We start from the raw sequence: 24,108 nt of genomic DNA on the forward strand, positions 1-24,108 counted from the left end.
CTGATCCCGGCGCCGTCCGCCGCGGGCCCCTGGCGTCGGCGCGGCACGCCGGACGTGCGGGCGGAGTCGGCGTGAGGCGCGCAGACGCGGGGAAGAGAACCCTTTTTGAACATGGAAATCATTCCCATATAGTGTTCGTCATGGCTCGCGACGAACTACGCCCGATCATCAAGCTCCGCTCCACCGTCGGCACCGGCTACACCTACGTCACGCGCAAGAACCGGCGGAACGATCCCGACCGGCTCGTGCTGCGCAAGTTCGACCCCCTCGTCCGCCGTCACGTGGACTTTCGCGAAGAACGCTGATCGCCCGTCCCTATCCGAAGGACCTCACGATGAAGCCCGGAATCCACCCCTCGTACGGCCCCGTCGTCTTCCGCGACAAGGCCGCAGACTTCGCCTTCCTGACCCGCTCCACCCTCACCAGCGAGCGCACCGTCGAGTGGGAGGACGGCCACACCTACCCGGTCGTCGACGTGGAGATCTCCTCCGCGAGTCACCCCTTCTACACCGGCACCGCCCGGGTCCTGGACACCGCCGGCCGGGTGGAGCGGTTCGAGCGCCGCTACGGCAGCCGTGAGGGCCGGTGATGGAGCGCGACCAGAAGCTGCCCGTCGTCATCGTCGGCGGTCTGCACTCAGATGCCCGGCGCGAGGTGGTGGAGGGACTGCTCAGGGGTGTCCCGCACAGCGTCGCGCTGCACCACGATCTGACAGCGGCCGGAAAGGGAACCGTGCGCCGGTCGGTACGCGACTCATCGGGCGAACATTCCAGCGGCGAGGCGCCACTCGTCAACGACTGTGCCTGCTGCGCGCTCAGATCGGACCTGATTCCTGAACTGGAACGCCTTGCGACCAGCGCACTCACCTCCCTCGCCGTCCTCGAACTCTGGGACTCCGTCGAGCCGAAGGCCATGGCCGAGGTGATCGCCGTTCACGGAGCGGGATGGGCCGAGGTGAAGAGCGTCATCACCGCGGTCGATCCGGCCCTGGTGCTGCCCTACCTCGACAACGGCGACGACCTCGCCGAGGCCGGGCTGGCCGCGGCGGCAACCGACCACCGCACGGTCGGGGACACCTGGGCCCGCCAGTTGGAGTACGCGTCCGTCATCGCCCTCGTCGACAGCGCGGAAGCGGACGACGAGGACCGGGCGTTGATCGGACAACTGCACCCCACGGCCCGGCAGGCTGCGGCCGGATCCGACGCGCTGACGGCACTCGCCCTGGCCGGGTTCGACGTGGAGGCGGCGAACGCCGCTCAGCACCCCGCCTGTGCGCTTCTCCCCCAGGACGCGGAGGAGTCAGGGGTGAGCACCCTCGTATGGCGCAGGCACCGCCCCTTCCACCCCGAGCGCCTGTACGCGGCGCTGGAGGATCTGAGCTGTGCGGCGGCCCGCAGCCGGGGCCGCTTCTGGCTCGCCGACCGGCCCGACACACTCCTGTCCTGGGACGCGGCCGGTGGCGCCCTCTGCGTCGAGAACACCGGTCCTTGGCTCGCCTCACTGCCGGACGCCGCCTGGGACATGGTGCCGCCCTTCCGGCAGGCGGCGGCCGCGCTCGACTGGCACCCGGTGCACGGCGACTCCTGCCAGCATCTGGTCTTCGTCTCCCCCGGGCTCGACCGCGACGGCCTCACCACGTTGCTGGATTCCTGCCTGCTCACCGACGCCGAGTACGAGGCAGGACGCGAGGCGTGGCGGAGCCTGCTGCCCGCGTTCGACTCACTGCTGGACCCGATCCACTGACCGTCCCGAATCGCCGTCAGGTCGCCATCGCTGTCAAGAACGCGCGGGAGATGGCGCTTCTGCCGTAGCGACCGCGACGCACCTGCCAGCCTCCCTCGCCCTCTCGAACCGAACCGAACCGGGGAACGCCCGCCCCTTCGAGGTCGCATTAGAATTCGACCGATCATGCCTGGGGGTCCGACGAGGGCATGGCGAGCAGGGGGCACGGTGAGTGGTGAGTACGGGGCGTTCGGCGCTGAGCTGCGGAGATTGCGGCTCGCGGCATCGCTGACCATAGAGGGTCTGGCGGAGGCGTCGGGCGTGAGTGTGCGGGGCATCGGCGATCTGGAGCGGGGGCGGCGGGCGGCTCCGCAGCGTCGGACCGTGGCCGCGCTCGCGGACGGGCTGGTGCTGGGTGACGCGGACCGGGAGCGGCTCCTCGCGGTCGCCCGGGCCGGCCGCAACACGGGGTACAGCCCCGCGGGGGTGCGGACCTTCCCGCGTGGCATCGATGACTTCGTCGGCAGGGAGCAGGAGCTGGCGTCCCTCACGAAGCTCGCGGAACAGGCTGCCGCACGCCCTGGCTCCGGCGAACCGGCCGGCCCGGGAAGCCCGGCCGGCCACCCGGTGACGGTGGCCGTGTCGGGGCCGCCGGGCACCGGCAAGACCACGCTCGCCCTGCACGCCGCACGGGCGCTCGCGGACCTCTTCCCCGACGGGCAGCTGGTGCTGGACCTGCGCGGCACGGACGATGACCCGCCGGGCCCTGCCGAGCTCACGCTCGGTGTGCTCAAGGCCCTCCAGGTGGCCGACCGGGACCTCGCCAAGGCCGGACCGCAGGGCCACCCCGGGCTGTACCGGCAGTTGCTGGCCGACCGGCGCTGTCTGCTGGTGCTGGACAACGCCCGTGACGAGTCCCAGGTACGCCCCCTGCTGCCGAGTGCCGGTGCGGGGATGGTCGTGGTGACCAGCCGGCGGATGCTCACCGGGCTGGAGAGCGTGCACCGCCTTCCCCTGGGCGAGCTGGGTCCGGAAGAGGCCGCCACGTTCCTGACGACCCTGATCGGAACGGAGCGGACGGCTGCCGACCCGGCCTCACTCGCCGAGGTCGCCCGGCTCTGCGGGTACCTGCCGTTGGCGCTTCGGGTGGCGGGCAGCTGGCTGGCCACCCGGACAGGCTGGCCGCTGCGCCGCCTCGCCGACCGCCTCGCGCTCGACGACCGGCGACTGGGCGCACTGGCCGCCGGGGATGTGCGGGTGTCCGCCGCGTTCGATCTGTCGTACCGCCAGCTCACCCCCACCGCTGCCCGTCTGTTCCGCCGCCTCGGGCTGATTCCGGGCCCGGACACCGGCGTCGCCGGCGCCGCCCAGCTGACTGGGCAACGGCTGTTCGACGCCGAGGACACCCTGGAAGAGCTGGTCGAGGCCGGGCTGCTGGGCACGGACCGGGACCGCTACCGTCTGCACGATCTGCTGTGCCTGTTCGCCCGCGCCCGCCTGGCGGCCGAGGAAGACCCCGAGGCCATCGACGAGGCCCGTGCGACCCTGCACCGGTGGCTGCTGGAGACCACCATCGTGGCAGGACGCTGGTTCGAGCCCGATCACGGTGCTCCCCCGTCCACGTGGCAGGGGACGGTCGACCTGTCCTCGGCCGACAAGGCGCTGCAGTGGCTGAAGGCCGAGGGGACCAACTGGCTGGCCGCCCTGCGGGCCGCCCATGCTGCCGGAGAGCACTCCACTGTGGTGGAGGTGGCCGAGGCGCTGCACTGGTTCTCCGACCAGTGGATCTTCTGGGGGCACTGGCCGGAGATATTCGACACCGCCGTCCGGTCCGCCCGGGCGCTGGGTGACCCGCTCCTCGAAGCGACGCAGCTCAACTACCACGCCTGGGCGCTGCTCATGTGCGAAGGCCGCCCCCGAGACAGCATCGCCCGCTCCGGTCAGGCCCTCGACGCCGCGCGGCGCGCGGGGGACGCACAGCAGGAGGCGTGGGCCCACAACTACCGAGCCTGGGCACTTGGGAAGGTCGGCGACTATGTGGCAGCCGACGACGACATCCGTCAGGCCGCAGACCTGTTCGAGGCCGCCGGGGACCTGCACGGCAGTCTGCAGACAAAGCACAACCACGGCATGAGCCTGATGGGACAGGGCCGGGCCGAAGAGGCCCTCTCCCACTACGAGAGCGCCTACGCCTTCCTGGAGGACGTCGCCGACCATATCGAACCGCATGTCGCGGCCATCACCCGGCTCGAAATCCACTCGAACATGGGCTCCGCCTACGCCCAACTGGAGCGATGGGACGAGGCAGTCGCCCATCTGCGGATCGCCATCGACATGTATCACGACCACGGCAACACAGCGCTGGAGAGCCGCCGCCACAGAGACCTGGGCGACGTTCTGCTGGCCGCCGGACGGGCGGCGGAAGCGCACGAGGTCTTCACCCGCTGTCTTTCGCTGGGCCCGGGCGCCGACCCGCAGGTCGTGGCCCAAGCCCGCGAGCACCTCGCCCGCCTCGAAACTCGCTGAACGGTACCCACCCGCCCCTCCCTGCCGGTGCACCCCACCCGTATGTCCCACGACGAACGGGTCCGGAGTACGCCGGGGAGTGAGGGCTCTTACGCTGCCTCATCCACGGTAGAGCTGTCGGGGCCCGGTATGCCATTCCCTGAGTGCACAGAACCGTTCTTCCAGTGCACAACGACCGGGCCGCTCGGCCCCTCTGTCGTTCTGCCTGTTTCTGCCTGCTTACTGCCTGGAGGTCGGCCGGCCCCGCTGCTTGGCTGATCACGGCGGAGAACCGGGCCGCGACGATGCTGCCCGGCTCTCGTCGCGCGGGCTCCGTCCACGCGACGGGACATCCGCGCGTGAACTGGCACCGGTCATCGCCTCCTCAGGCACAGGGCATGTGCCTCGGCCCCTCTGCGGTACGGGTCCGAGGTCTCCGCTAGTGCCGGGCGAACGAAGAAAGAGGAGTGGCGGATGAGCCCCGTATTGACGACTGATTCGGTCCCTGCCGATAACCGACTCGCCTATTGGCGCGACGCGATGGGCAGGACACAGGTGCCGACGGCGGTCTCCCCACGGCACGACGGCCCCTTCGACGGCCGGATCGCCACCCACCGCGTGGGCTTCCTGCGCGTCTCCACCGTCGATGCCGACGCGCACCGCACCAGCAGGACGTCGACGCACATCAAGCGCTCGTCCGAGGATTTCGTGGTGCTCGGCGTCCAGATGTCGGGCACGGCGACCCTCGCCCAGGACGGCCGGCAGGCCAGCGCCGGCCCGGGCGACCTGATGGTGTACGACACGACACGGCCGTACGTCCTGGACTATCCGGAGCGCTTCTCCACCCGTGTCGTCCAGATGCCCCGCCGCGCTCTGGGCCTGCCGGACGAGGATCTGCGCAGGATCACCGGCACCGCGGTCGGAACGACGAAGGGGTGCGGTGCGGTTCTGATGCCCTTTCTGGCGACGCTGGTCGCCTCCGCGGACTCGTACTCGCCCGCCGCCGCGGGCGGACTGGCGTCCACCGTCGTCGACCTCTTCGGCACCCTGGTGGCCGAGCAGGCCGAGAACGCCCCGGTGAGGCCGGAGAACTCGCGCGGTCACCTCGTGCTGCGCATCCGCGACCATATCGACCGGAACCTGGGAGATCCGGCCCTGTCTCCGGAATCCATCGCGAAGGCGCACCACATCTCGGTGCGCTATCTGCACCGCCTCTTCGAGGACGAGGGCATCACCGTCGGCAGGCTGATGCAGCGTCGCCGACTGGAGGAATGCGCGCGCGAGCTGTCCCGCGGCGGCCGGGTGGCACCCACCGTGTCGTCCGTGGCGCAGCGCTGGGGGTTCGTCAACCCGGCCCACTTCAGCCGGGTGTTCCGGACCGTCTACGGCATCTCCCCGCGTGAATGGCGCAGCTTGCGTGGCGGGGAGAGCACCGCCGCGGGGAAGCCGCTCGCCGTGCCGAAGGCCGGGCCGAAGAACACGCCGCCCACCTCTCCGACCACACCGCCGACGGCTGCGCCGAGGCCCTGCTCCGTGTCCGGCGTTGGCTGCTAGGGCTCGGCCCAGATCCTTGGCCTCTCAATGCCCTTTGTCGCGTGGTCAGTCCGCTGGGGTGCCGACGATCCGAGTGACGAGGAAATCGAGCCGTCCTCCTGGCCGTCCGGGGGTTGCGGCCGCTGTCGGACAGGACAGCCATGCCGTGCAATGCGCTCCGAGTGACCTCGGGGTCGCGCAACCACCTGTCACGCCGCGTGGGCCCGTTGGTATTGCGCCCACTGACGGATGAGTGAGTCCTGGGCGTACGGGCCGGTCCGGCGACGCCGGACCGGCCCGTACGGCAGCTCAGTGCGCCGGCTCAGTGCGCCAGCTCGGTGTCCAGCCACTGGAGGAGCTCGGGAGTGACCGGGTCGGTGAGGTCGGCGAACTCCTCGTGCTTCTTGAGGAACTTCGCCACGTAGGGGCAGACCGGCACGATCCGCTTGCCCGATGCGCGTACGTCGGTCAGCGCCTCCTGGACGAGAACGGCGGCCAATCCCTGTCCGGCGAAGGCGTCATCGACCTCGGTGTGATAGAAGACGCGCTGGTTGTCGTGGTCGCGGTACGCCGTCAAACCTGCGGTTTCGCCCTCGACCAGAATCTCGTAGTGGTGCTTGGCGTCCACTCGCTGAACGGTCGGAGCGGCAGCGGGCTGCGTCATCGTGTGCCTTTCTGGCGTATCGGGTTGCTGAGCTGTGCGATGGGTGCGAGCTCGCCGCGACAGCGGGCTTCGCCCTGCCGTCGCGTGCCCCGCCCCACGAGATATGGTTTCACATTCAACCATCTTGCTTGATACTAATCCGGCACCCCCTGAAACGCACGACAGAACGAGCAAGGGACGGACAGGTCCCATGAAGGAGTCCAGGTTGAGCGACACGGCAGCAGGCACCGCGGACCGTCGGGTCTTCCTCGACAAGCAGAGCCCGAAGGCGTACCAGGCACTGGTCGAAACGGCCGATGCGGTCCGCGCGGTCGCCGCCGGGGCGGGCCTCGACCGCGTTCTCGTGGAGCTGATCAACCTCCGCGTGTCGCAGATCAATGGCTGCGCCTACTGTCTCAGCCTGCACACCCGGGCGGCACTGCGTGCGGGCGAGACCACCCAGCGCCTGAGTGTGCTGCCGGCCTGGCGCGACACGGAGCTGTTCACGCCACGGGAACGCTCGGCACTCGCCCTGGCCGAGGCGACCACCGCACCGGCGGACGCCGCCCTGCAGGAGAGCGCCTACGGCGCCGCCCGCCGGTTCCTCACCGACGACGAGATCTCCGCGGTGATCTGGGTGGCCATCGCCATCAACGCCTTCAACCGGGTCTCCATCATGAGCAAGCACCCTGTGCGCGGGACTCCGGCGCCGCAATCCGGGCCCGGGACACTGCCGGTTCAGGACATCGGCTTGGTCCAGGGAGCGTCCGCACCCGAGAGGCGGTGAACGGCCGCGGACGTCGCCACGAGCAGTGCGAGTGTCAGACCGAGGACAACCGCGAGTTCGGCGTGCACCAGGAGAACGGCGCCGACCAGGGCTCCGAGGAATATGGCCAGCACGGAGAGGAACCGCCGGCCCGGCCGGGGCGCCGACCCGCCTGCCGAGGTGGAGTCGGCCGCGATGCCCGTCAGCGTCAGGGTCAGGACCGTCGTGGTCAGGTCCGGGACGCCCAGACGCCGGGCAGTCGCGTTCTGCAGGCCCATGGCGAGGCCGAGGAGCACGATCAGGGTGTACCGGGTCACGGTGTCCACACCGCCGTCCGACAGCACCCCGGCGATGACGGAGGCGGCGACGAGCACGGTCTCCAGCGCGGTGGCGATGGTCAGCAGTCGCCCCCGATGAGAGGCGAACCGGGTCCCGAGCCGGCCGCCCGCCAGCGCGCCGCCGAGGAACGCGGCCATGGCGACGACGGAGGCGAGCGCGGACAGCCCGTCGGCACCCGCCAGGGCGAATCCCAGGAAGACCACGTTGCCGGTCATGTTGGCGACGAAGACGTGGCCGAGCGCCAGATAGCTCACGGCGTCCACGAGACCGGTCACCACCGTCAGCGTCAGCATGAGCGGCATGAGCGGGCCGTGCCTGTCCCCCTTGGGCGGGAACAGCGTGCCGGCCGCGTCAGTCAGTAGCTTGCGCATACCGAGTTGTTCCTTCCGATACGACGGGACGGTGCAGCACCGCCCGGGTGAGCAGTCCGCTGGCCGGGCCGAGCGCGATGACCCCGACGGACATCCAGAGGGGCCAGGGGGTCAGCCCGAGGAGATGATCGACCGACCAGCGGCCGGGACCGGTGAGGGCGAGCGCCGCAGAGATGACGACGAGAACCATCGGGTACTCGTAACCGTCGTTCTGCACCCAGAGGCCTTTGTGCCACTTGACCGTGCTCGCCACCGTCATCACTCCCATGGCGACCATGGCCGCCATGGGAGTGAGCAGACCGGCCGCCAGGAACAGACCGGCACCGACCTGGCTGCCACCCGCCGCGAGCGCTGTGAGGCGGCCGCCGCGGAAGCCGTCGCGCCGGAACTCCTCGGTTCCCCCGGCCACACCGTTGCCGCCCAGCCGAAAGCTGACCTTCTGCATTCCGTGCCCGGCGATGAGGAGTCCCGTCACCAGGCGGAGGACCAACAGTCCCGTGTCCATGCGTTTCTGCCTGTTCCTGACGTCTTGTAGATGTTCAGATGCTGTAGTTGCCGAGCTTCTGTGGCTGCCGAGGATCTGAAACCGCTCAGGCTCGGCAGCTGCTCAGCGGAAGGGTCGTCAGCCGGCCGCGTGAGCGCCGATGACGGCCTGCGCGTAGACGACCCCGAGGCCGTAGGCGCCGGCGTGCTCCTTCACCACGTCCGTGACGGGGACGTACGTGTCCGTACGAGCCCAGTCCCGCTGGAGCTCGAGCAGCACCTGCACCCAGGTCACCGGGATGGCGCCGCCCTGGATCATGCGCTGCACCGCGTGCTCGTGCGCCTGCGGGCTGACCCCGGCGGACGCGTCCGTGACGACGTAGACCTCGTAACCCTGGGAAAGGGCGGAAAGGGTCGGCAGCACGACACAGACCTCGGTCCACAGACCGGCGATGACCAGCTTCTTGCGGCCGGTCGCCTTGACGGCCTCGACGAAGGCGACGTCCTCCCAGGCGTTCATCGACGTACGGTCGATGATCTTCTGGTCGGGGAAGACCGCCGCCAGCTGCGGCATGAGCGGCCCGGAGAAGGACTCGGCGGCCACGGTGCTCAGGACGACCGGCACGTCGAAGACCTTGGCCGCCTTCGCCAGACCCACGGTGGAGTTCATGACCGCGGAACGGTCGCCGCTCGCCGCGGCGAAGAACATCTGCGGCTGGTGGTCCACGAACAGCACGGCGCAGTTGTCGGGGGTCAGCAGGTCGGGGCTGGGGGCCGCGGTGACGTCGGAGATGTTGACCATGGGGAAGCCTTTCATGTGGTGATCGCGGACGTGCGTCCGCTGTCGGGGCAGCTGTCCGGTGGACGGCATGTGTGAGGTGGTGTCCCGGGAAGGGCGGCTCGTGGCCGGGGCCCCTCCCGGGAGGTCAGAGCGCGAAGCAGGGGTCGAAGACCGTGCTCGCGGTGTCCGGGGTGAGGCCGCGGCGGGCGCGCCATTGGCGGTGCTGCTCGGACTCCGTGACGGCCTGGCCGAGCAGTTCGGCCTGGCGGGTGCCGGAGAGGCCGGTCAGGGGCGTTGCCTGGTAGCCGCCGAAGTGCGCCACCGGGCTCCAGGGCGGGTTGACGGGGGGCAGTTCCTCGTCGAGGCCCTCGTACTCGGCCGCGGCGTAGACGATCCGGCCGCCGACGACCGTCAGCAGGGATTCGATGTGGGCGATGTCCGGCTCGGGCACCGTGAAGTAGTCCTCGGACAGGACCGCGAGGTCGGCGAGGAAGCCCGGGCGCAGGACGCCCTTGATGCCCTGTTCACCGGTCAGGGTGGCACCCGCCTCGGTGAACATCGCGAGGGCGGTGCGCCGGTCGACGCGGTTGTGCGGCGGACGGACCACCAGATCGCCGATGGTCCGGCCGGTGATCAGCCAGTGCAGGGCGATCCAGAGGTTGTACGTCGAGACACGGGTGGCATCCGTACCGGCGCCGACCGTCAGACCGCGCTCCAGCATGGCCCCGATGGGAGGCGCGTCCGCCGCGGCGCCTGGGCCGTAACGGCGTACGAACGCCTCGCCCTGGAAGGACAGCCGGTTCTGCACGGACAGGGCGCCGCCGAGGGCCGCGATGCGGTCGAGGCTGTCCGCGGAGACGGTCTCCGCGTGATCGAACAGCCATCGGTTCCCGTCCGGGAAAAGACCGTCCGCGGCGATCTTCTCGAATACGGCGAGATCGCGTCGGATGGTCTCGTCATAGGTGGCGTGCAGCCGAAAGCCCCAGCCGTTCTCCATGAGGAGGCGTACCGCCTTCTCGAATTCCACCTCGTAGCCGGAAAGGTCCGGGCGCGGCTGCGCGAAATTCTCGAAGTCCGCTGCCGCCCATGTGAGGTTCTCTCCCGCGCCGTTGAGACGCAGCCATTCGTCACCGTCCTCGGGCCGGACCATTTCGATCCAGCGGGAGAGATCGTCGATTTCCTGACCCGCGGTCTGCGGGAACAGATGATAAGCGATACGCAAGGAAAGCTGTCCGGCCTTGGCCAGCTCGACCACGGTGCTGTAGTTGTCGGGAAAGTTCTGGAATCCCCCCGCCGCGTCGATGGCGGAGGTCAGCCCGAACCTGTTGAGCTCCCGCAGGAAATGACGGGTGGAGGTCTTCTTGTCCTCACCCTCCAGCACGGGCGCCTTGGCGAGGGTGGAATAGAGAATCAGGGCGCTGGGCGCGGCCAGCAGCATGCCCGTCGGCTCCCCGTCCCGGCCCCGTACGATCTGTCCGCCCTTGGGGTCCGGGGTGTCCCTGGTGTATCCGGCGGCCCTGAGCGCCGCGCGGTTGAGCACCGCCGACTGGTACAGGTGCAGAACGAACACCGGGGTATCCGGCGCCACGGCGTTGAGTTCGGCGACCGTCGGCAACCGCCGTTCGGCGAACTGCTCGGCCGACCAGCCCCCCACCACCCGCACCCACTGACCTTTCGGCGTACGGGCCGCCTGCTCACGCAGCATCGCAAGGCCCTGACGCAGCGTCCGGACCCCGTCCCACCGCAGTTCGAGTACGTAGTTGAGGCCGCCACGAATCACGTGCAGATGCGAGTCGTTGAGACCGGGGACCATCCGGCGGCCGAGGGCGTCCACCACCCTCGTGGCGGGACCGATGTGCGGGGCGACGTCGCCGTCGTCACCGACGACCGTGATGACCCCGTCGCGGATGGCGACCGCGTCGGCCTTCGGCCGGCCCGGATCTCCCGTGTATATCTTCGCGTTGCGGACGACCAGGTCCGCGGCGTCGTCGGTGGCGAGGGGCACCAGCCCGCCGACGGGCATCGTTGACACCTTTCGACAACCTCCTACAGGTTGAACAACGTCTATGTGGCTCGGGTGGCAGCGGCGGACGAGCGGGCAGCGGAATCACGTGCGCCCACGGTCGACTGCACCGAATTCCGTTCGGGACATCTGTACGGCGCCGTGCGGCGCGCCATCCCCGCACTCCCCCGGTCGCCGCCTCCCCTTACTCGGCAGGCGGCCCGCTACTGCTTCGCCACTTTATTTCGGGCCGACGCAGCCGTGTGTCCTTGGAGCGCACTGAATACGTACCGTCAGCGCACTCCGAACATTGCAGTGCACTGTCGGGCCATACCCAGTGCGCTGGCGGGCAATTGCCCCCGACTCCGCCCCTTTAGCGTGCAGAGCGGCACCCCACAGGCCCGTTGTGTCTGTCCTCCGGGGTGCCTCGCCGGCGAGACCGGCGCACCACCGAAATTCAGGAGTTTGTGATGTCGGATGTTGTGGAGCCGGTGCAGCCGGTCTTGGAGCCGGCAGCGGCCGCGTTCGCCGAGGCGACCGCGAATCCGCCCTACCTGTTCGATCTGCCGCCCGCGGAGGGGCGCAAGGCGGTCGAGGAGGTGCAGTCCGGTGAGGTCGTGATGCCGGCCGTCGACGAGGAGTGGGTCACCGTCTCGGGTGGTCCGACGGGCAGCGTCCGGGCGCGCATCGTGCGTCCCGCCGGGGCGGTGGGGACCCTGCCGGTGATCCTCTACATCCACGGCGCGGGCTGGGTGTTCGGCAGCGCCCATACCCATGACCGGCTGGTGCGGGAACTGGCGGTCGGCGTCGGCGCGGCGGTGGTCTTCCCCGAGTACGACCTCTCTCCGGAGGCCCGCTACCCGGTCGCCATCGAGCAGAACTACACCGTCGCCCGCTGGGTCGTCGACCAGGGCGCGGGCCACGGCCTCGACCCGGCGCGTATCGCGGTGGCCGGTGACTCCGTCGGCGGCAACATGAGCGCCGCACTGACCCTGATGGCCAAGCAACGCGGCAACCTCCCGCTGCTGGCCCAGGTGTTGTTCTACCCGGTCACCGACGCGGGCTTCGACACCGCCTCGTACCACCAGTTCGCCACCGGCTACTTCCTCCGTCGCGACGGCATGCAGTGGTTCTGGGACCAGTACACCACCGACGAGAAGGAACGCGCCGAGATCACGGCATCGCCCCTGCGCGCCACCATCGAGCAGCTCACCGGACTTCCCCCGGCCCTGGTCATCACCGGCGAGGCCGACGTCCTGCGCGACGAGGGCGAGGCATACGCCAACAAGCTCCGGCAGGCCGGCGTCCCGGTCACCGCCGTTCGCTTCCAGGGCATCATCCACGACTTCGTCATGCTCAACACGCTCCGCGACACGTACGCCGCCCAGGCCGCCATCGCCCTCGCGATCACCACCCTCCGTACCGCGCTCGACGCCCGCTGACACAGCGTCACCCCCGCACCGAATCACAGGAGAAGCAGCAACATGGCCAACGAGCCCACCCCCACCGTCGTCCTCGTGCACGGCGCCTTCGCCGACGCGGGCAGCTGGTCCGGCGTCATCGCCGAACTGCAGAAGCACGGCGTCCCCGTGGTCGCACCGTCCAACCCGCTGCGCGGCCTGGTGTCGGACGCGGCGTACATCGCGTCCGTCGCCTCGCAGATCGACGGCCCCGTCATCCTGGTCGGCCACTCCTACGGCGGCGCGCTCATCACCGTCGCCGGCGCCACCGACAACGTCGTCGGACTCGTCTACATCGCCGCCTACGTCCTCGAAAAGGGCGAGAGCCTCGGCGAGCTGCAGGGCCGCTTCCCGCTCTCCCCGCTGGTCAGCAACCTGAAGGAGGCGACGTACCCCGTCGCGGGCGGAGAGCCCGCGGTCGAGGTCAGCATCAAGCCGGAGGCGTTCCCGGCCATCTTCGCCGCCGACGTCCCGGCCGACGTCACCAAGGTGCTCGCGGCGGCACAACGACCGCTGGCCGCAGCCGCGTTCGCGGAGACCGCCTCGGCCGCCGCATGGCGGACGAAGCCCTCCTGGGCGCTCGTCGCCGGTGCCGACCAGGCCATCAACCCCGAGGTCGAACGCTTCGGCGCCGACCGGGCCGGGGCCACCATCGTCGAACTCAAGGGTGCCTCGCACGCCGTGGCGGTGTCCCGGCCCAAGGAGGTCGCGGGCCTGATCCTCGACGCCGTACGCGCGACGAGCTGAACGTCGGTGCACACAGGACCGCAGGAGGCGGATCATGACCAGTAACTCCCAGCCCGTGCACAGCAGCCAGCCGTGGCTGCACCAGAAGGGTGAGGTGATCCAGGAGTTCGGGACCGTCAAACAGTTCCCGGTCGGCCTGTCCTACGAGGCCCGGATGTACTCCTGCCAACGGCTGAACAAGGTCCTGGCGGACACCCAGATCCTCTACGGCCTGTACAAGAAGCATCACTGGCTGATGCGCGGCGCGACCTTCTACCAACTGCACCTGGTCCTGGACCAGCACGCGGGGGAACAGCTCGAACTCGTCGACACCATCGCCGAACGCGTCCAGTCCCTGGGCGGCGTCGCGCTCGGGGACGCCCGGCACGTCGCGGAGATCACCTCGATTCCGCGTCCCCCGGACGGCGTCGAGCAGATACCGGCCATGTTGTCACGGCTGCTGGAGGCCCACGAGGCCATTCTCGTCGACGCCCATGACGCAGCCGCTCGGGCCGCCGAACTGGGCGACGACGGCACCAACGACCTGCTGGTGTCCCAGGTGATCAGAACGGGCGAACGGCAGGCGTGGTTCATGGCCGAGCACCTGGTCGACACCCCGCTGGTCCGCGTCTGAGGAACGCGAGACGCACACGCGGCCCGCTCGGCCACCCGCCGACGCGGGCCGCTCGCGCGAGTTCACCGCTGCGCGACGCTGTACGAGCCCCGGAGTGAGGGTGCGGGACTCGGTCGTCATACTCCGGGTCCCGCACCACTGCGGGGCCCCTCTTGCATGTTCTATGCCATACCCCATAAGTTACCAACAGGTAGCCCGGTGGCAGGGCTGCACCACATTCCGCCTCGGGAAGGTGGTGGGCAGGTGAGCCCACGCAGGAGCGAGAGCCGTGACCGGATGGTCCTCAGCGCGGCAGCACTGCTGCGCGAGTACGGCGCGAGCGCGACCAGCATCGACCGGGTGCTCGCCCACAGCGGAGCCCCGCGCGGCTCGGTGTACCACCACTTTCCCGGCGGGCGGACACAGCTCATCGACGAGGCGGTGGCGCTGGCAGGCGACTTCATCGCGGGGCTGATCGAGGCCGCCATGCAGGCCGATGATCCGGTGGAGGCCATCGACGCGTTCTTCGTGCTGTGGCGCGACCGCCTCGTGGAGAGCGGCTTCAGGGCCGGCTGCCCGATCGTGGCGGTGGCCGCTGAGACCAACGACGACGCTCCTCAGCTGGCCCGCTCCGCCGCTGCCGTCTTCGCTCGTTGGCAGGAGGCCCTCGCAGCCCTGTTCCTGCGGCACGGCCTGACCGAGGAACGCGGCCGGAGGCTGGGGTCCTTCATCATCGCGGCGGTCGAAGGCGCGGTGATCATGTCCCGCGCCGAGCAGAGCACCGCCCCTCTCGAGGCAGCCGCCGCCGAGATCCACGACCTGCTCGTGCACACCCTGCGCGACCGCCCCTCAGCCGAACCCCGCTCCCGGCCGTAGCCCCCACCCGTACCCGCTTTCACCTGCCCAGTCCGAAGGAGTCGTTATGCCCTCGCTCGACCGCCACGACAACGTCTTCGTCCTCGACCTAGGAGACGGGGAGAACCGCTTCCACCCCGACTGGCTCACCGCGCTCAGCGGCGCGCTCGACGAGGTGGAGAAGGCGGAAGGCCCCCGCGCCCTGGTCACCACGGCGACAGGCAAGTTCTATTCCAACGGGCTCGACCTGGACTGGCTGTTCGCCCACGCCGACCAGCACCAGGACTACGTCGTCTCGGTCCACGAACTGTTCGCGCGGATGCTGTCGCTGCCGGTCATCACGGTAGCCGCACTCCAGGGGCACACCTTCGCCGCCGGCGCGATGTTCTCCCTCGCCCACGACTTCCGCGTGATGCGCGCCGACCGCGGCTACTGGTGCCTGCCCGAAGCGGACATCAACATCCCCTTCACCCCCGGCATGGCCGCCCTCATCCAGTCGCGGCTGACGCCCCGGACCGCGCACGAGGCCATGGTGACAGCCCGCCGCTACGGCGGTACCGACGCCGCGGCCGCCGGCATCGTCGACCAGGCGGCCACCGAGGACGCCGTACGCTCCACCGCCATCGAGCTCGCCCAGGCGCAACTGAACAAGGCCGGCGACACCCTCGGCACCATCAAGTCCCGCATGTACGCCCCCGCCCTTGCGACGCTGCGCGACGCCACCAACCCGCTCGGCTGATCAACTACACACCCCGCGTCGCACCGCGCCCCGGGCCCCCTTCGCCCGGGGCGCGCACCACCCCACGAGCACCGCCCCACGAGCACCACCCGAGGAGAACGCCCGTGACCACCACCGACCTCACCGCGATGACCGGCCTGGAGCTGATGCGCTGGGTGCAGACCGAACGCCCCACCGACATACCCTCCATCGGCCGCCTGCTCGGCATGCGTTTCGACGAGGTCGAACACGGCCGCATCGTCATCTCCCTCGACACGCGCCCCGACTTCGCCAACCCCCTCGGCACCGTCCACGGGGGCATCGCCGCGACCCTCCTCGACTCGGCCATGGGCTGCGCCGTCCACACCACACTTCCCGCCGGCGCCGGCTACACGACGCTCGAACTCAAGGTGAACTACATTCGCGCCGCCCGCACCGACGGACAGACACTGACCGCCGAAGGCACCGTCATCCACGCAGGCCGCCGCACCGCGACCGCCGAAGGCAAGGTGCTGGACGAGCAGGGCAAGTTGATCGCCCACGCGACCACCACCTGCATGATCCTCTAAGTCTTCGGCCGAGTCCGGTGGTGGGCACCCGGAGGGGCGGCCCACCCGGACCGCAATCGGCAATCGTCGGTGCCCCGCGACGCGGGAGGCGCGGGCGCAGGCCGCCAAGTAGTCGACGACGACCAACTCGTTCCCCCGGTCCGCTCTTACGACCGGGGGCCGTGGCGCTCCGACAGCCGGGGGGTCAGCACCTGGCCCAGTGCCAGCACGCTCAGGCCGAACATCAGGACGCCCAGGGGGACATGGAGCGATGGCATGTGCGCGATGCCCAGCACCACTTGCACCGAAGCGAGTACGAGGAAGACGGACGCGTACACGATGGGGCGGGGCGCTCCGCCGCCCGGCCGCCACGCCAGGATCGCTGCGAGCACGTACACCATCGATGAGCCGTACATCACGCGCGATCCGGCGTCGTGCAGCAACTCGCCGTGGGACGAGGAAAGCAGCATTCCGGCGGTGACCGCCTGGAAGAAGAGGGACACCGTCTGCAGGGCGATCGCGATCTGCAGGAATGTGACTCTGCCCCGTACCGCCGTTGTCCGTGTGGCCATGACGTGGTCCCCTCTGCTGCCTCGCGGCGGTGGTTCGGAAGTGTCTCGGTAACCTGACGACGTGGGCCCGTGAAATGTGAGGCGAAGCACCGACCTCACCGTCCGGTGCGGAAGCGGACGAGAAGAACCAAGGAGCGGTCGCGACCATGACTACCTCGTCCGAGCCGGACCTGACTGCGATCCTCGGCGAGCGGCGCCGGCTGATCAACCTCGCCTACCGGCTGCTCGGTTCACTGTCCGAGGCCGAGGACGCCGTACAGGAGACCTTCGTCCGTTGGTACGCGCTGTCGCGGGAGCGGCGGGAGGCCATCCAGTCGCCCGGCGCCTGGCTGACGACGGTGACCGGCCGTATCTGCCTGGACGTGCTCGGCTCGGCGCGGGTCAGGCGCGAGCGTTATGTCGGCGCGTGGATACCCGACCCGCTGCCCGACCGCACGGAGTGGATCAGCGGGCGGGCGGGCGGAGGCAGGGCCGAGCCGGCCGACCCCGCGGACCAGGTCACCCTGGACGAGTCGGTGAACATGGCCTTCCTCGTCGTGCTGGAGTCGATGACGCCGGCCGAACGCGTGGCGTTCATCCTGCACGACATCTTCCGGTACCCCTTCTCCGAAGTCGCCGAGATCGTCGGCCGGACGCCCGCCGCCTGCCGGCAACTGGCTTCCTCGGCCCGTCAACGGATTCGGGCGGCGCAGTCTCCTGCGGTTCCGATGGCGGGGCAGGCTCGTCTGGTGCGGCAGTTCAAGGAGGCGTGGGAGGCCAAGGACATCGCAGCCCTCGTCGGCCTCCTCGACCCGGACGCCACGATGACCGCCGACGGCGGCGGCCTGGTGGGCACCGTCCTCCGCCCGGTCGAGGGCAGTGAGCGCATTGCCGAGTACCTGATCCACATCGCCGGCAAAGCCCCTGGGCTGACACTCCTGGAGCGCACGGTCAACGGCCGACCCGGTCTGGTAGCCCAGCACACCGGCGTCACCGTGACCGTGGCAGCGTTCAGCCTCGCCGACGGCCGCATCACTCGCATCTGGGCGATCCGCAACCCGGAGAAACTCCGTCCGTGGACCGCGAAAGGCCGGAGCTGACCCGGAGAGTCGCCGGCCGGAGCGTCACCACGGAAGAGGAGCCGTGGTTCCAGGCGCCAACGCCCCGGAGGAAGGGTGCCGGGTGCCGGGCGCCCTTCCCGAGACGGCGAACCCGCGTGTTCACGGGAACACCGGCGTTGCCATTCTCAGCTGACCGCCTTTCTCAGCTGACCGCGTCGAGCAGCAGCTTCGCGGCCACTGTCGCCCCGTCGGTGCGGAATGTGCCGGCGACGGCCGTCGCTCGTGCGTGGGTGTCGGGGGCCAGGGCCGTCTTGAGTGCGGCTGCGAGGGACTCGACGGTCGGGGCCGGACCGTCGTGTGCCGTGCCGATGCCCAGGTCGGCGACCCGGCCGGCGAAGTACGGCTGGTCCGCGCCCTGGGGTACCACCACCTGAGGCGCGCCGGCCCGGGTGGCGGTCGTCGTGGTGCCCGCGCCGCCGTGGTGGACGACGGCGGCCGTCCGGCGGAACAGTGCCTGATGGTTGACCTCGCCGACGACGAAGCAGTCGTCCTGGTCGTCGATCAGGGCCAGGCCGGCCCAGCCCCGGGAGACGACCACGCGGCGGCCCTGTGCGCGGATCGCCTCGATGGCCACCCGGGCGATGCCCTCGGGGTCGCGCACGGGAGTGCTGCCGAAGCCCACGAACACCGGTGGTGTGCCCGCCTCCAGGAACGCCACCAACTCGGCCGGCAACGGGCGTTTGTCCGGCAGGGTCCACGCGCCGGTCTGCACCACCTCGAGGTCAGCGGGCTGCTGCCACGGGGCCAAGGTGGGGTCCGTGGCCAGCCACGGCTGGTCGGTGAAGGCGTAGTCGCGGACGTTGTCCACCGGTGGCAGGCCGAACGCCGCCTCCTCGTCCGGCGGCGCGCACACCCGCGCCTCCGCGCCGAGTTCCTGCAATCGCACCGCGAGTCCCGCTGTCGGTTCGACGCTCCCGCGCGACCCGTACGTCGACAACACCACACGCATTTCGTGATTCTCACTTCCGCAGGTCCTGGGTTCGGTGGGTGATTCTGCGGCACGACCAGGGTCTTGTCGCAAGCCCCCCGGTGCGCTATGTGTTGATCATGGAAGGGGTTCGTCCCCGTCCCGGGACCTCGCTCGTCGGCAGGGCGACCCGCCCGGGAAGTGTTCCCCTCCGGGCCGTTGTGCGCGTCAGTGGGGATTGCCTGCGTGGGTCAGGGTCTCCCATGCCACGAACAGATTGTTCGATGCCGCGGGCCGCCGCTGCTCGGTGAGGGCCTGAGTGTTCGTCATGGCGTACCCCATGCGGTTGTGCAGCGCGTTGAAGCCCACCTCGGTGACCGGCCCGAGCGCGTCCTTGAGCGAGCCACCGCACAGCGAGGACGGCACGGCCGCACCCAACTGGTACTTGGCGTGCAGGCCCAGGGCGTGCCGAAGCCGGTCGGCGATCTCGGGGTACAGGTCCTGCCCCTGGATGCGGCTGGTCTCGGCGATGTGGGAGATCGCGGAGACCCCGTAACCGGTGTGGGTGAGGTCGCGGCAAGTCTCCTGGGTGAGCCCGTCCACAAAGGTCGACTGCCCCTGCCAGTACCTGACGATCTCGTCCCGGGTGTCGAGACCACTACCGGGCGCGGCCTTCGGCAGGGAGCCGTCCGCGGTCACATAGACATACGCGGGGACGCGTCCGCGGAATTTGGTGACGGCCTTGTCGTAGGCGCTGCGGTCCTCCAGGAAGACCGCGATGCCGATGGCCGCCTCGGTCATCGACAGTTCCCAGTTGCCGTTGCTGTGCGAGCCGTTGATAACCTCGGGCAGATAGACGTCGCGCAGCATCGTGCCGAAGCGGCCGGAGTTCGGCCAGCTGCTGTACGTGTACTTGATGATCTCGGCCGCCCGCGGCCAGGAGGAACCGGCCCACCCGGTCTGCAGTGGTGCGTTGCTGTTCGTGTGGTCCTTGATCACGCCTGACCAGGCGTCCATGATCTGGATGGCCTTCTGTGCGTACCGGCTGTCCTTGCTGATGAACCAGGCCAGCGAGAGGGTGTACGCCGCTATCGCGTCCTCACGCTCGTCGGTGCAGCCGTGGTTCGGGTTGGAATATGAGCCGCACTCGACGACGGCACGGGGCCTGGCGGTCCGGGCGAGGGATGCGTACTTGCCGGCCAGCATCTGGTCGTACGCCCCCTTCCACGGCTGTGCGCCAGCCAGGACCCTTTCGCGTACGAAGTCGAGCTGGGGGCGGCTGACCAGGACGCCGGGGTGGGTGAAGGAGGCAGGGGCGGCTGCCTGCGCCGTTCTGGCGGGGGCGGCCGGGCCGGCTGCGGCCGGGGCCGTGACGGCCGTGGTGAGCAGGGCGGCCAGAGCAGCCGTAGCGCCCAGGGCGCGCGCGATGGTGCCGGTACGCATGTGGGGTGCCTTCCGGTGGAGGTGGTCCAGCAGCCCGCTCAATCTCTATTCACACATGTGAACATCGAGCTGGTTTGTGAACCGTGATGGGTCAGGAACCTAGAACCGACCCATGCGCCCGTCAAGCGTTCGCGTGGCCCGTCTTGACGCCGGCCCTTCAGATCGAGCCGCTCGGGAACGGCGCGACGACGACCGCGTGACCCGCCGTCTCCCCCGCCTGGTCCGATCGGTCACAGATCCGCACCTCCCCGCCACGGGTGGCGAACCTCAGGCATGCCGAGGTGAACGGCGGAGGGTCGCGCTGCGCGGAGTTGGGTGAGGTTTTGTGTGTGGGCGGAATGGGGGCGTTTGTTGATGTGTGGGGCGGCACGCGCGGGTGTGGTTCACACGCGTGAGTGAGGATGCGGGGTGGCCGGGGCGGGGAGTGGCGGGGTTCCGGCCCGGACTTTTGGGGGGTGGGATGGTCTTTTCGGCGTACGACCGATCAGAGCATCAGCCCGTATTCCTACTCGGCAGTCGCGCATGTGTCCCTATGCTCTTTTCTGCGGTCCCTCCCGACCGCTTCCGTTCCCGAGCGTATTCCCGGATTCCGGCTTCAAGGTTCCGGGTACTGACGTTTCTGTCTGAATTCGTGGAGAGCTCATGCGCGTTGCTGTGACTGGTGGCGGCGGTTTTCTTGGATCTCACTTGTGCGAGGCGCTCCTACGGCGTGGTGATTCCGTCGTGTGCCTGGACAATTTCTTGACCGGTGAGCCGAGGAACGTCGCGCATCTGAGATCCAATCCCGCTTTCCGGGTGATCGATGTCGATGTCAGCGTGGACGCTGACGTCTCGGGGCGGTTCGATGCCGTCGCGCATCTGGCCAGCCCCGCGTCACCGCCGGACTATCTGCGGTGGCCTCTGGAGACGCTGGCTGTGGGCAGCCGGGGAACCGAGAACGCCCTCCGCCTGGCGTTGCGCGACGGTGCGCGTTTCGTGCTCGCGTCGACGAGTGAGGTGTACGGAGATCCGCTGGTCCACCCGCAGGAGGAGGATTACTGGGGAAACGTTAATCCTGTCGGTCCGCGCAGCGTCTATGACGAGGCGAAACGATTCGCTGAGGCCATGTCGGTTGCCTACCGGCGGACTCTGGGTGTGGATGTCGGGATCCTGCGTATCTTCAACACGTATGGTCCGCGTATGCGCCCGGAAGACGGCCGCGTGGTGTCGAGTTTCATCACGCAAGCCCTCATGGGTGAGCCGTTGACGATCTACGGGGACGGAAAGCAGACGCGGAGTTTCTGCTTCGTCGATGATCTGGTCCGGGGCATCATCGCGATGCTTGATTCCAGTGAGGACGGCCCGTTCAATTTGGGTAATCCGGTGGAGCGGACCGTCACCGAGCTCGCTGAACTGGTTCTCGATATCACGGGATCCACCTCGGACGTGAGGTATTTCCCGCTTCCTGTCGATGACCCGGTGCGCCGCCGCCCGGTGATCACCCGTGCGCAGGAGCGACTGGGCTGGTACCCGGACGTGGACATCGAGGAGGGGTTGCGCCGGACCGTGGAGTGGTTCGCCTCGCGGCCCCAGGAGGAGGTGGCAGCCGGCGCGGCAGCGATCAGGGGCGGCCAGCTCGACGGAGCCGCGGTGCCAGGTCCAGGCAACCGATCGCTTCCGATGACGATGTCCGCCTCGGCGGCGACCGCCGACGCACCGGTCTGACGACCGGGGCGCCCGAGCCCCTCCCCGTACACGGAACCTGCCGGACCTGCCCGGAACGTGCACTCCCTGCCGGTCTGCTCCGGTCGCCCCGGACCCGCCGCCCCGTCCACTCTGCGGGTCTCGCCGGTCTCCCTGCTCCTTGCTGGTCCGCGGGTCCGTTCCAGTCCGCCGGGTACCCCGGCCCCTCAAGTGGCTCCGGCAGCACCGCAACTCACCCACGGGGTCCCGGTCCCGTCCGATTTCCCGGGCCCCGCTCCCGCCGATCCCCTACCGCCAGGGCAGCCGCGAACCCTCTTCGCGCCGCCGAGCCAAACCACTCCCGGAGCACGCTCTCATGGCCCAGACCGAGCCAGGTTTCGCAGGCCAGACGGCCGCGACCGACGGACGGCCTACCGTTCCTACGGGGTCGCACGAAGACCTCAGTGCCCAGATCCTCAAGCTGTCGGACGGGAACGTCGTCCGCATTCTTCCCGACGGGCCGGCGTTCGGCCGCCCATCACGGTCGCTACGAGTACAGGCGACCAGTTTCGTGAGTGCTCTGTCGCGGACCGACCGCGCGAAGGCGGTGGTGCTGGCCGCGGGCTGGGTGGCGTGTCTGGTCTGGTTCTGGACGTGGTGGCTACAGCCCGAGCACAGGATCGGCTGGGCAGGGCTGGCCGTGAACAGTGCTGTGCTGGTGTACCTCGCGCTCATGCCACTGCACTTCCTCGTCGCGGTCCTTCGTGTCCGCAGGTTCGATCCGAAGGCCGATGTGCCCCGCGTGCGGGCCGCGTTCGTGGTGACCCGGGCGCCCTCCGAGCCGTGGGACGTCGCCCGGGCAACGCTTCTGGCCATGCTCACGCAGGACTTTCCGCACGCCTACGACGTGTGGCTGTGCGACGAGGACCCGTGCGACGAGGTCCTCCTGTGGTGCGAGGCGAACGGGGTACGGGTGTCCTGCCGGCGCGACCGGCCGGACTACCACCGGGCCACGTGGCCTCGCCGGACACGGTGCAAGGAGGGCAACCTCGCGTTCTTCTACGATCATTGGGGCTACAACGACTACGACGTCGTCGCTCAGCTCGACTGTGACCACGTGCCCCACCCGACCTATCTGAGCGAAGTGATCCGTCCGTTCGCCGATTCCGCGATCGGCTACGTGGCCGCCCCGAGTGTGTGCGACGCCAACGCCGCGTCCTCATGGTCGGCACGAGGGCGCCTGCACAGGGAAGCACTGTTCCATGGAGCGGTCCAGCTCGGACACAACGGCGGACTCGCTCCGGTCTGCATCGGCTCCCACTACGCGGTTCGCACCCGTGCGCTGCGGGACATCGGCGGAATCGGGCCGGATCTGGCAGAGGACTTCTCCACCGCGTTCCTCCTCAACTCGGCAGGCTGGCAGGGAGCGTTCGCCATCGACGCGCGGGCGCACGGCGACGGGCCGATCACCTTCGCCGCGATGGCGACCCAGGAGTTCCAGTGGTCGCGGAGCCTGGCGGTGATGCTGATCGGCCTGCTTCCCCACCATCTGGGGCGCATGTCGGGGTGGTTGCGCGTGCGGTTCCTCCTCGCGCTGGCGTTCTACCCGCTTCTCGCGCTGACGTCGACGGTCGGGCTCGCACTTCCCCCGGTAGCGGCTGTCACCGGACTGCCCTGGATCAGGGTGAACTACTTCGAGTTCCTCGGGCACTTCTGGGCCATGTCGGTATGGATGGTGCTCCTTGCCCTGATGATGCGCCGCAAAGGACTGCTGCGCCCGTCCGATGCACCGGTACTGAGCTGGGAGAACTGGCTCTTCAGCCTGTCCCGTTGGCCGTTCGTCGCCTGGGGGGTGGCCGCGGCCGTATTGCAGAAGCTGCGCCCCGGGACGGTTGATTTCAAGGTCACTCCGAAGAACCGCGACGCACTGGAACCCCTGCCGCTGCGCCTTCTGGCACCCCACCTCGTCATCACCTCCGTCCTGACCGGCGCTGCCATCATCGGTGAGCTCACCGGGCCCGCGGCGGGCTACGTGTTCCTGTGCCTCGTGGGCGCCGTGTCCTACGCGGTGGTCACCCTGGCGGTCACCTGGCTGCATCTGGCCGAGACGGCGAGAGCGGCCGGCGTGGGTGTGCACCGGGTCCTGTCGACGACACGTGCGCCCCTCCTGGCCGGCACGGTGGTCCTTGTGCCGCTCGCCTGGGCGATCTCGATGTACCCGGTCTATCTGACCGGCCTCCTCGGCTGGTGAACGCGGTACCGCGCCGCCACCCCCTACCGCGCCGGCCCCCTCGCCTCCCTGCATCCATGAGGCCCGCCGACACGCACGACATCCGTGACAAGCCCGAAATGAGGTACC

At 69.5% G+C, this 24,108-nt stretch carries 23 protein-coding genes; 15 read left to right on the top strand and 8 right to left on the bottom strand.

Features of this window, described 5'->3' with window-relative positions:
• Positions 1-140 precede the first annotated feature (140 nt).
• The 5 genes from rpmG to ACFWSK_RS25850 all read left to right on the top strand — a co-directional run bounded on the left by rpmG (position 141) and on the right by ACFWSK_RS25850 (position 5,781).
• Positions 141-305, top strand: a complete 165-nt coding sequence (gene rpmG, locus ACFWSK_RS25830; protein ID WP_383790627.1) for a 50S ribosomal protein L33 — start codon at positions 141-143, stop codon at positions 303-305.
• Between the two features lie 29 nt (positions 306-334).
• Positions 335-589, top strand: coding sequence for a type B 50S ribosomal protein L31 (locus tag ACFWSK_RS25835; RefSeq protein ID WP_383790629.1), 255 nt, complete (start codon positions 335-337; stop codon positions 587-589).
• Positions 589-1,743, top strand: a complete 1,155-nt coding sequence (locus ACFWSK_RS25840; protein ID WP_383790632.1) for a CobW family GTP-binding protein — start codon at positions 589-591, stop codon at positions 1,741-1,743. The genes ACFWSK_RS25835 and ACFWSK_RS25840 overlap by 1 nt, the downstream gene beginning before the upstream one ends.
• Before the next feature lie 207 nt (positions 1,744-1,950).
• Positions 1,951-4,248, top strand: coding sequence for an ATP-binding protein (locus tag ACFWSK_RS25845; RefSeq protein WP_383790635.1), 2,298 nt, complete (start codon positions 1,951-1,953; stop codon positions 4,246-4,248).
• 453 nt (positions 4,249-4,701) lie between these two features.
• The gene (locus ACFWSK_RS25850; protein WP_383790637.1) at positions 4,702-5,781 is read left to right on the top strand and encodes a helix-turn-helix domain-containing protein; all 1,080 of its coding nucleotides are present in this window, start codon (positions 4,702-4,704) and stop codon (positions 5,779-5,781) included.
• Between the two features lie 301 nt (positions 5,782-6,082).
• On the opposite strand, the gene ACFWSK_RS25855 is transcribed toward ACFWSK_RS25850, so the two are convergent.
• On the bottom strand, positions 6,083-6,424 hold the full coding sequence (locus ACFWSK_RS25855; protein ID WP_383790640.1) for a GNAT family N-acetyltransferase: 342 nt from the start codon (positions 6,422-6,424) through the stop codon (positions 6,083-6,085).
• A 190-nt stretch (positions 6,425-6,614) separates the two neighbouring features.
• On the opposite strand from ACFWSK_RS25855, the gene ACFWSK_RS25860 reads away from it, so the two are divergent.
• Positions 6,615-7,190, top strand: coding sequence for a carboxymuconolactone decarboxylase family protein (locus tag ACFWSK_RS25860; RefSeq protein ID WP_383790642.1), 576 nt, complete (start codon positions 6,615-6,617; stop codon positions 7,188-7,190).
• Here ACFWSK_RS25860 and ACFWSK_RS25865 read toward each other — a convergent pair.
• The 4 genes from ACFWSK_RS25865 to ACFWSK_RS25880 all read right to left on the bottom strand — a co-directional run bounded on the left by ACFWSK_RS25865 (position 7,142) and on the right by ACFWSK_RS25880 (position 11,166).
• A complete protein-coding gene (locus ACFWSK_RS25865; RefSeq protein ID WP_383790644.1) occupies positions 7,142-7,879 on the bottom strand; it encodes a YoaK family protein in 738 nt (245 codons plus the stop codon). The genes ACFWSK_RS25860 and ACFWSK_RS25865 overlap by 49 nt on opposite strands.
• The gene (locus ACFWSK_RS25870; protein WP_383790646.1) at positions 7,860-8,384 is read right to left on the bottom strand and encodes a DoxX family protein; all 525 of its coding nucleotides are present in this window, start codon (positions 8,382-8,384) and stop codon (positions 7,860-7,862) included. Before ACFWSK_RS25870 ends, ACFWSK_RS25865 begins: the two co-directional genes overlap by 20 nt.
• A gap of 117 nt (positions 8,385-8,501) precedes the next feature.
• The gene (locus ACFWSK_RS25875) at positions 8,502-9,164 is read right to left on the bottom strand and encodes a hydrolase (RefSeq protein WP_383790700.1); all 663 of its coding nucleotides are present in this window, start codon (positions 9,162-9,164) and stop codon (positions 8,502-8,504) included.
• A gap of 124 nt (positions 9,165-9,288) precedes the next feature.
• Positions 9,289-11,166 carry an amidohydrolase gene (locus tag ACFWSK_RS25880; RefSeq protein ID WP_383790648.1) on the bottom strand — a complete coding sequence of 626 codons (1,878 nt, stop codon included), beginning with the start codon at positions 11,164-11,166 and terminating at the stop codon, positions 9,289-9,291.
• A gap of 449 nt (positions 11,167-11,615) precedes the next feature.
• Between ACFWSK_RS25880 and ACFWSK_RS25885 the strand changes: the two genes are divergently transcribed.
• From ACFWSK_RS25885 to ACFWSK_RS25910, 6 genes are all read left to right on the top strand, one after another.
• Positions 11,616-12,587: an alpha/beta hydrolase gene (locus tag ACFWSK_RS25885; protein WP_383790650.1), complete on the top strand. Its 972-nt coding sequence runs from the start codon at positions 11,616-11,618 to the stop codon at positions 12,585-12,587.
• Between the two features lie 42 nt (positions 12,588-12,629).
• Entirely contained in the window at positions 12,630-13,352 is a 723-nt protein-coding gene (locus tag ACFWSK_RS25890; RefSeq protein WP_383790653.1) for an alpha/beta fold hydrolase, read from the top strand.
• Positions 13,353-13,386: 34 nt separating this feature from the next.
• The gene (locus ACFWSK_RS25895) at positions 13,387-13,965 is read left to right on the top strand and encodes a Dps family protein (RefSeq protein ID WP_383790655.1); all 579 of its coding nucleotides are present in this window, start codon (positions 13,387-13,389) and stop codon (positions 13,963-13,965) included.
• A 243-nt stretch (positions 13,966-14,208) separates the two neighbouring features.
• A complete protein-coding gene (locus tag ACFWSK_RS25900; RefSeq protein ID WP_383790658.1) occupies positions 14,209-14,820 on the top strand; it encodes a TetR/AcrR family transcriptional regulator in 612 nt (203 codons plus the stop codon).
• 46 nt (positions 14,821-14,866) lie between these two features.
• A complete protein-coding gene (locus ACFWSK_RS25905; protein WP_383790661.1) occupies positions 14,867-15,538 on the top strand; it encodes an enoyl-CoA hydratase-related protein in 672 nt (223 codons plus the stop codon).
• 104 nt (positions 15,539-15,642) lie between these two features.
• Complete coding sequence (locus tag ACFWSK_RS25910; RefSeq protein WP_383790663.1) at positions 15,643-16,086, top strand: PaaI family thioesterase; 444 nt, start codon at positions 15,643-15,645, stop codon at positions 16,084-16,086.
• 146 nt (positions 16,087-16,232) lie between these two features.
• Here ACFWSK_RS25910 and ACFWSK_RS25915 read toward each other — a convergent pair whose 3' ends face one another.
• Positions 16,233-16,637 (bottom strand): hypothetical protein, encoded by a 405-nt coding sequence (locus ACFWSK_RS25915; RefSeq protein ID WP_383790665.1) that lies wholly within the window; start codon positions 16,635-16,637, stop codon positions 16,233-16,235.
• A gap of 146 nt (positions 16,638-16,783) precedes the next feature.
• On the opposite strand from ACFWSK_RS25915, the gene sigJ reads away from it, so the two are divergent.
• On the top strand, positions 16,784-17,716 hold the full coding sequence (sigJ, locus tag ACFWSK_RS25920; protein WP_383790668.1) for an RNA polymerase sigma factor SigJ: 933 nt from the start codon (positions 16,784-16,786) through the stop codon (positions 17,714-17,716).
• A gap of 163 nt (positions 17,717-17,879) precedes the next feature.
• Here the strand turns inward: sigJ and ACFWSK_RS25925 are convergent, their stop codons facing one another.
• Complete coding sequence (locus ACFWSK_RS25925; RefSeq protein ID WP_383790671.1) at positions 17,880-18,686, bottom strand: glycosyltransferase; 807 nt, start codon at positions 18,684-18,686, stop codon at positions 17,880-17,882.
• Positions 18,687-18,872: 186 nt separating this feature from the next.
• Positions 18,873-20,087 (bottom strand): alginate lyase family protein, encoded by a 1,215-nt coding sequence (locus ACFWSK_RS25930; RefSeq protein WP_383790673.1) that lies wholly within the window; start codon positions 20,085-20,087, stop codon positions 18,873-18,875.
• A 642-nt stretch (positions 20,088-20,729) separates the two neighbouring features.
• Between ACFWSK_RS25930 and ACFWSK_RS25935 the strand changes: the two genes are divergently transcribed.
• Together ACFWSK_RS25935 and ACFWSK_RS25940 are read left to right on the top strand one after the other, a co-directional pair.
• Positions 20,730-21,791, top strand: coding sequence for a UDP-glucuronic acid decarboxylase family protein (locus ACFWSK_RS25935; protein ID WP_383790676.1), 1,062 nt, complete (start codon positions 20,730-20,732; stop codon positions 21,789-21,791).
• A 334-nt stretch (positions 21,792-22,125) separates the two neighbouring features.
• Positions 22,126-24,000, top strand: coding sequence for a glycosyltransferase family 2 protein (locus ACFWSK_RS25940; protein WP_383790679.1), 1,875 nt, complete (start codon positions 22,126-22,128; stop codon positions 23,998-24,000).
• Positions 24,001-24,108 lie beyond the last annotated feature (108 nt).

It is taken from the genome of Streptomyces sp. NPDC058620 (assembly GCF_042717135.1).
Lineage (GTDB): Bacteria > Actinomycetota > Actinomycetes > Streptomycetales > Streptomycetaceae > Streptomyces.

Bases quoted from the DNA above. Each gene is read 5' to 3' on its own strand.
- rpmG (WP_383790627.1), top strand. From the start codon at position 141: ATGGCTCGCGACGAACTACGCCCGATCATCAAGCTCCGCTCCACCGTC.
- ACFWSK_RS25835 (WP_383790629.1), top strand. From the start codon at position 335: ATGAAGCCCGGAATCCACCCCTCGTACGGCCCCGTCGTCTTCCGCGAC.
- ACFWSK_RS25840 (WP_383790632.1), top strand. From the start codon at position 589: ATGGAGCGCGACCAGAAGCTGCCCGTCGTCATCGTCGGCGGTCTGCAC.
- ACFWSK_RS25850 (WP_383790637.1), top strand. From the start codon at position 4,702: ATGAGCCCCGTATTGACGACTGATTCGGTCCCTGCCGATAACCGACTC.
- ACFWSK_RS25855 (WP_383790640.1), bottom strand. From the start codon at position 6,424: ATGACGCAGCCCGCTGCCGCTCCGACCGTTCAGCGAGTGGACGCCAAG.
- ACFWSK_RS25860 (WP_383790642.1), top strand. From the start codon at position 6,615: ATGAAGGAGTCCAGGTTGAGCGACACGGCAGCAGGCACCGCGGACCGT.
- ACFWSK_RS25865 (WP_383790644.1), bottom strand. From the start codon at position 7,879: ATGCGCAAGCTACTGACTGACGCGGCCGGCACGCTGTTCCCGCCCAAG.
- ACFWSK_RS25870 (WP_383790646.1), bottom strand. From the start codon at position 8,384: ATGGACACGGGACTGTTGGTCCTCCGCCTGGTGACGGGACTCCTCATC.
- ACFWSK_RS25875 (WP_383790700.1), bottom strand. From the start codon at position 9,164: ATGGTCAACATCTCCGACGTCACCGCGGCCCCCAGCCCCGACCTGCTG.
- ACFWSK_RS25880 (WP_383790648.1), bottom strand. From the start codon at position 11,166: ATGCCCGTCGGCGGGCTGGTGCCCCTCGCCACCGACGACGCCGCGGAC.
- ACFWSK_RS25885 (WP_383790650.1), top strand. From the start codon at position 11,616: ATGTCGGATGTTGTGGAGCCGGTGCAGCCGGTCTTGGAGCCGGCAGCG.
- ACFWSK_RS25890 (WP_383790653.1), top strand. From the start codon at position 12,630: ATGGCCAACGAGCCCACCCCCACCGTCGTCCTCGTGCACGGCGCCTTC.
- ACFWSK_RS25895 (WP_383790655.1), top strand. From the start codon at position 13,387: ATGACCAGTAACTCCCAGCCCGTGCACAGCAGCCAGCCGTGGCTGCAC.
- ACFWSK_RS25905 (WP_383790661.1), top strand. From the start codon at position 14,867: ATGCCCTCGCTCGACCGCCACGACAACGTCTTCGTCCTCGACCTAGGA.
- ACFWSK_RS25915 (WP_383790665.1), bottom strand. From the start codon at position 16,637: ATGGCCACACGGACAACGGCGGTACGGGGCAGAGTCACATTCCTGCAG.
- sigJ (WP_383790668.1), top strand. From the start codon at position 16,784: ATGACTACCTCGTCCGAGCCGGACCTGACTGCGATCCTCGGCGAGCGG.
- ACFWSK_RS25925 (WP_383790671.1), bottom strand. From the start codon at position 18,686: ATGCGTGTGGTGTTGTCGACGTACGGGTCGCGCGGGAGCGTCGAACCG.
- ACFWSK_RS25930 (WP_383790673.1), bottom strand. From the start codon at position 20,087: ATGCGTACCGGCACCATCGCGCGCGCCCTGGGCGCTACGGCTGCTCTG.
- ACFWSK_RS25935 (WP_383790676.1), top strand. From the start codon at position 20,730: ATGCGCGTTGCTGTGACTGGTGGCGGCGGTTTTCTTGGATCTCACTTG.
- ACFWSK_RS25940 (WP_383790679.1), top strand. From the start codon at position 22,126: ATGGCCCAGACCGAGCCAGGTTTCGCAGGCCAGACGGCCGCGACCGAC.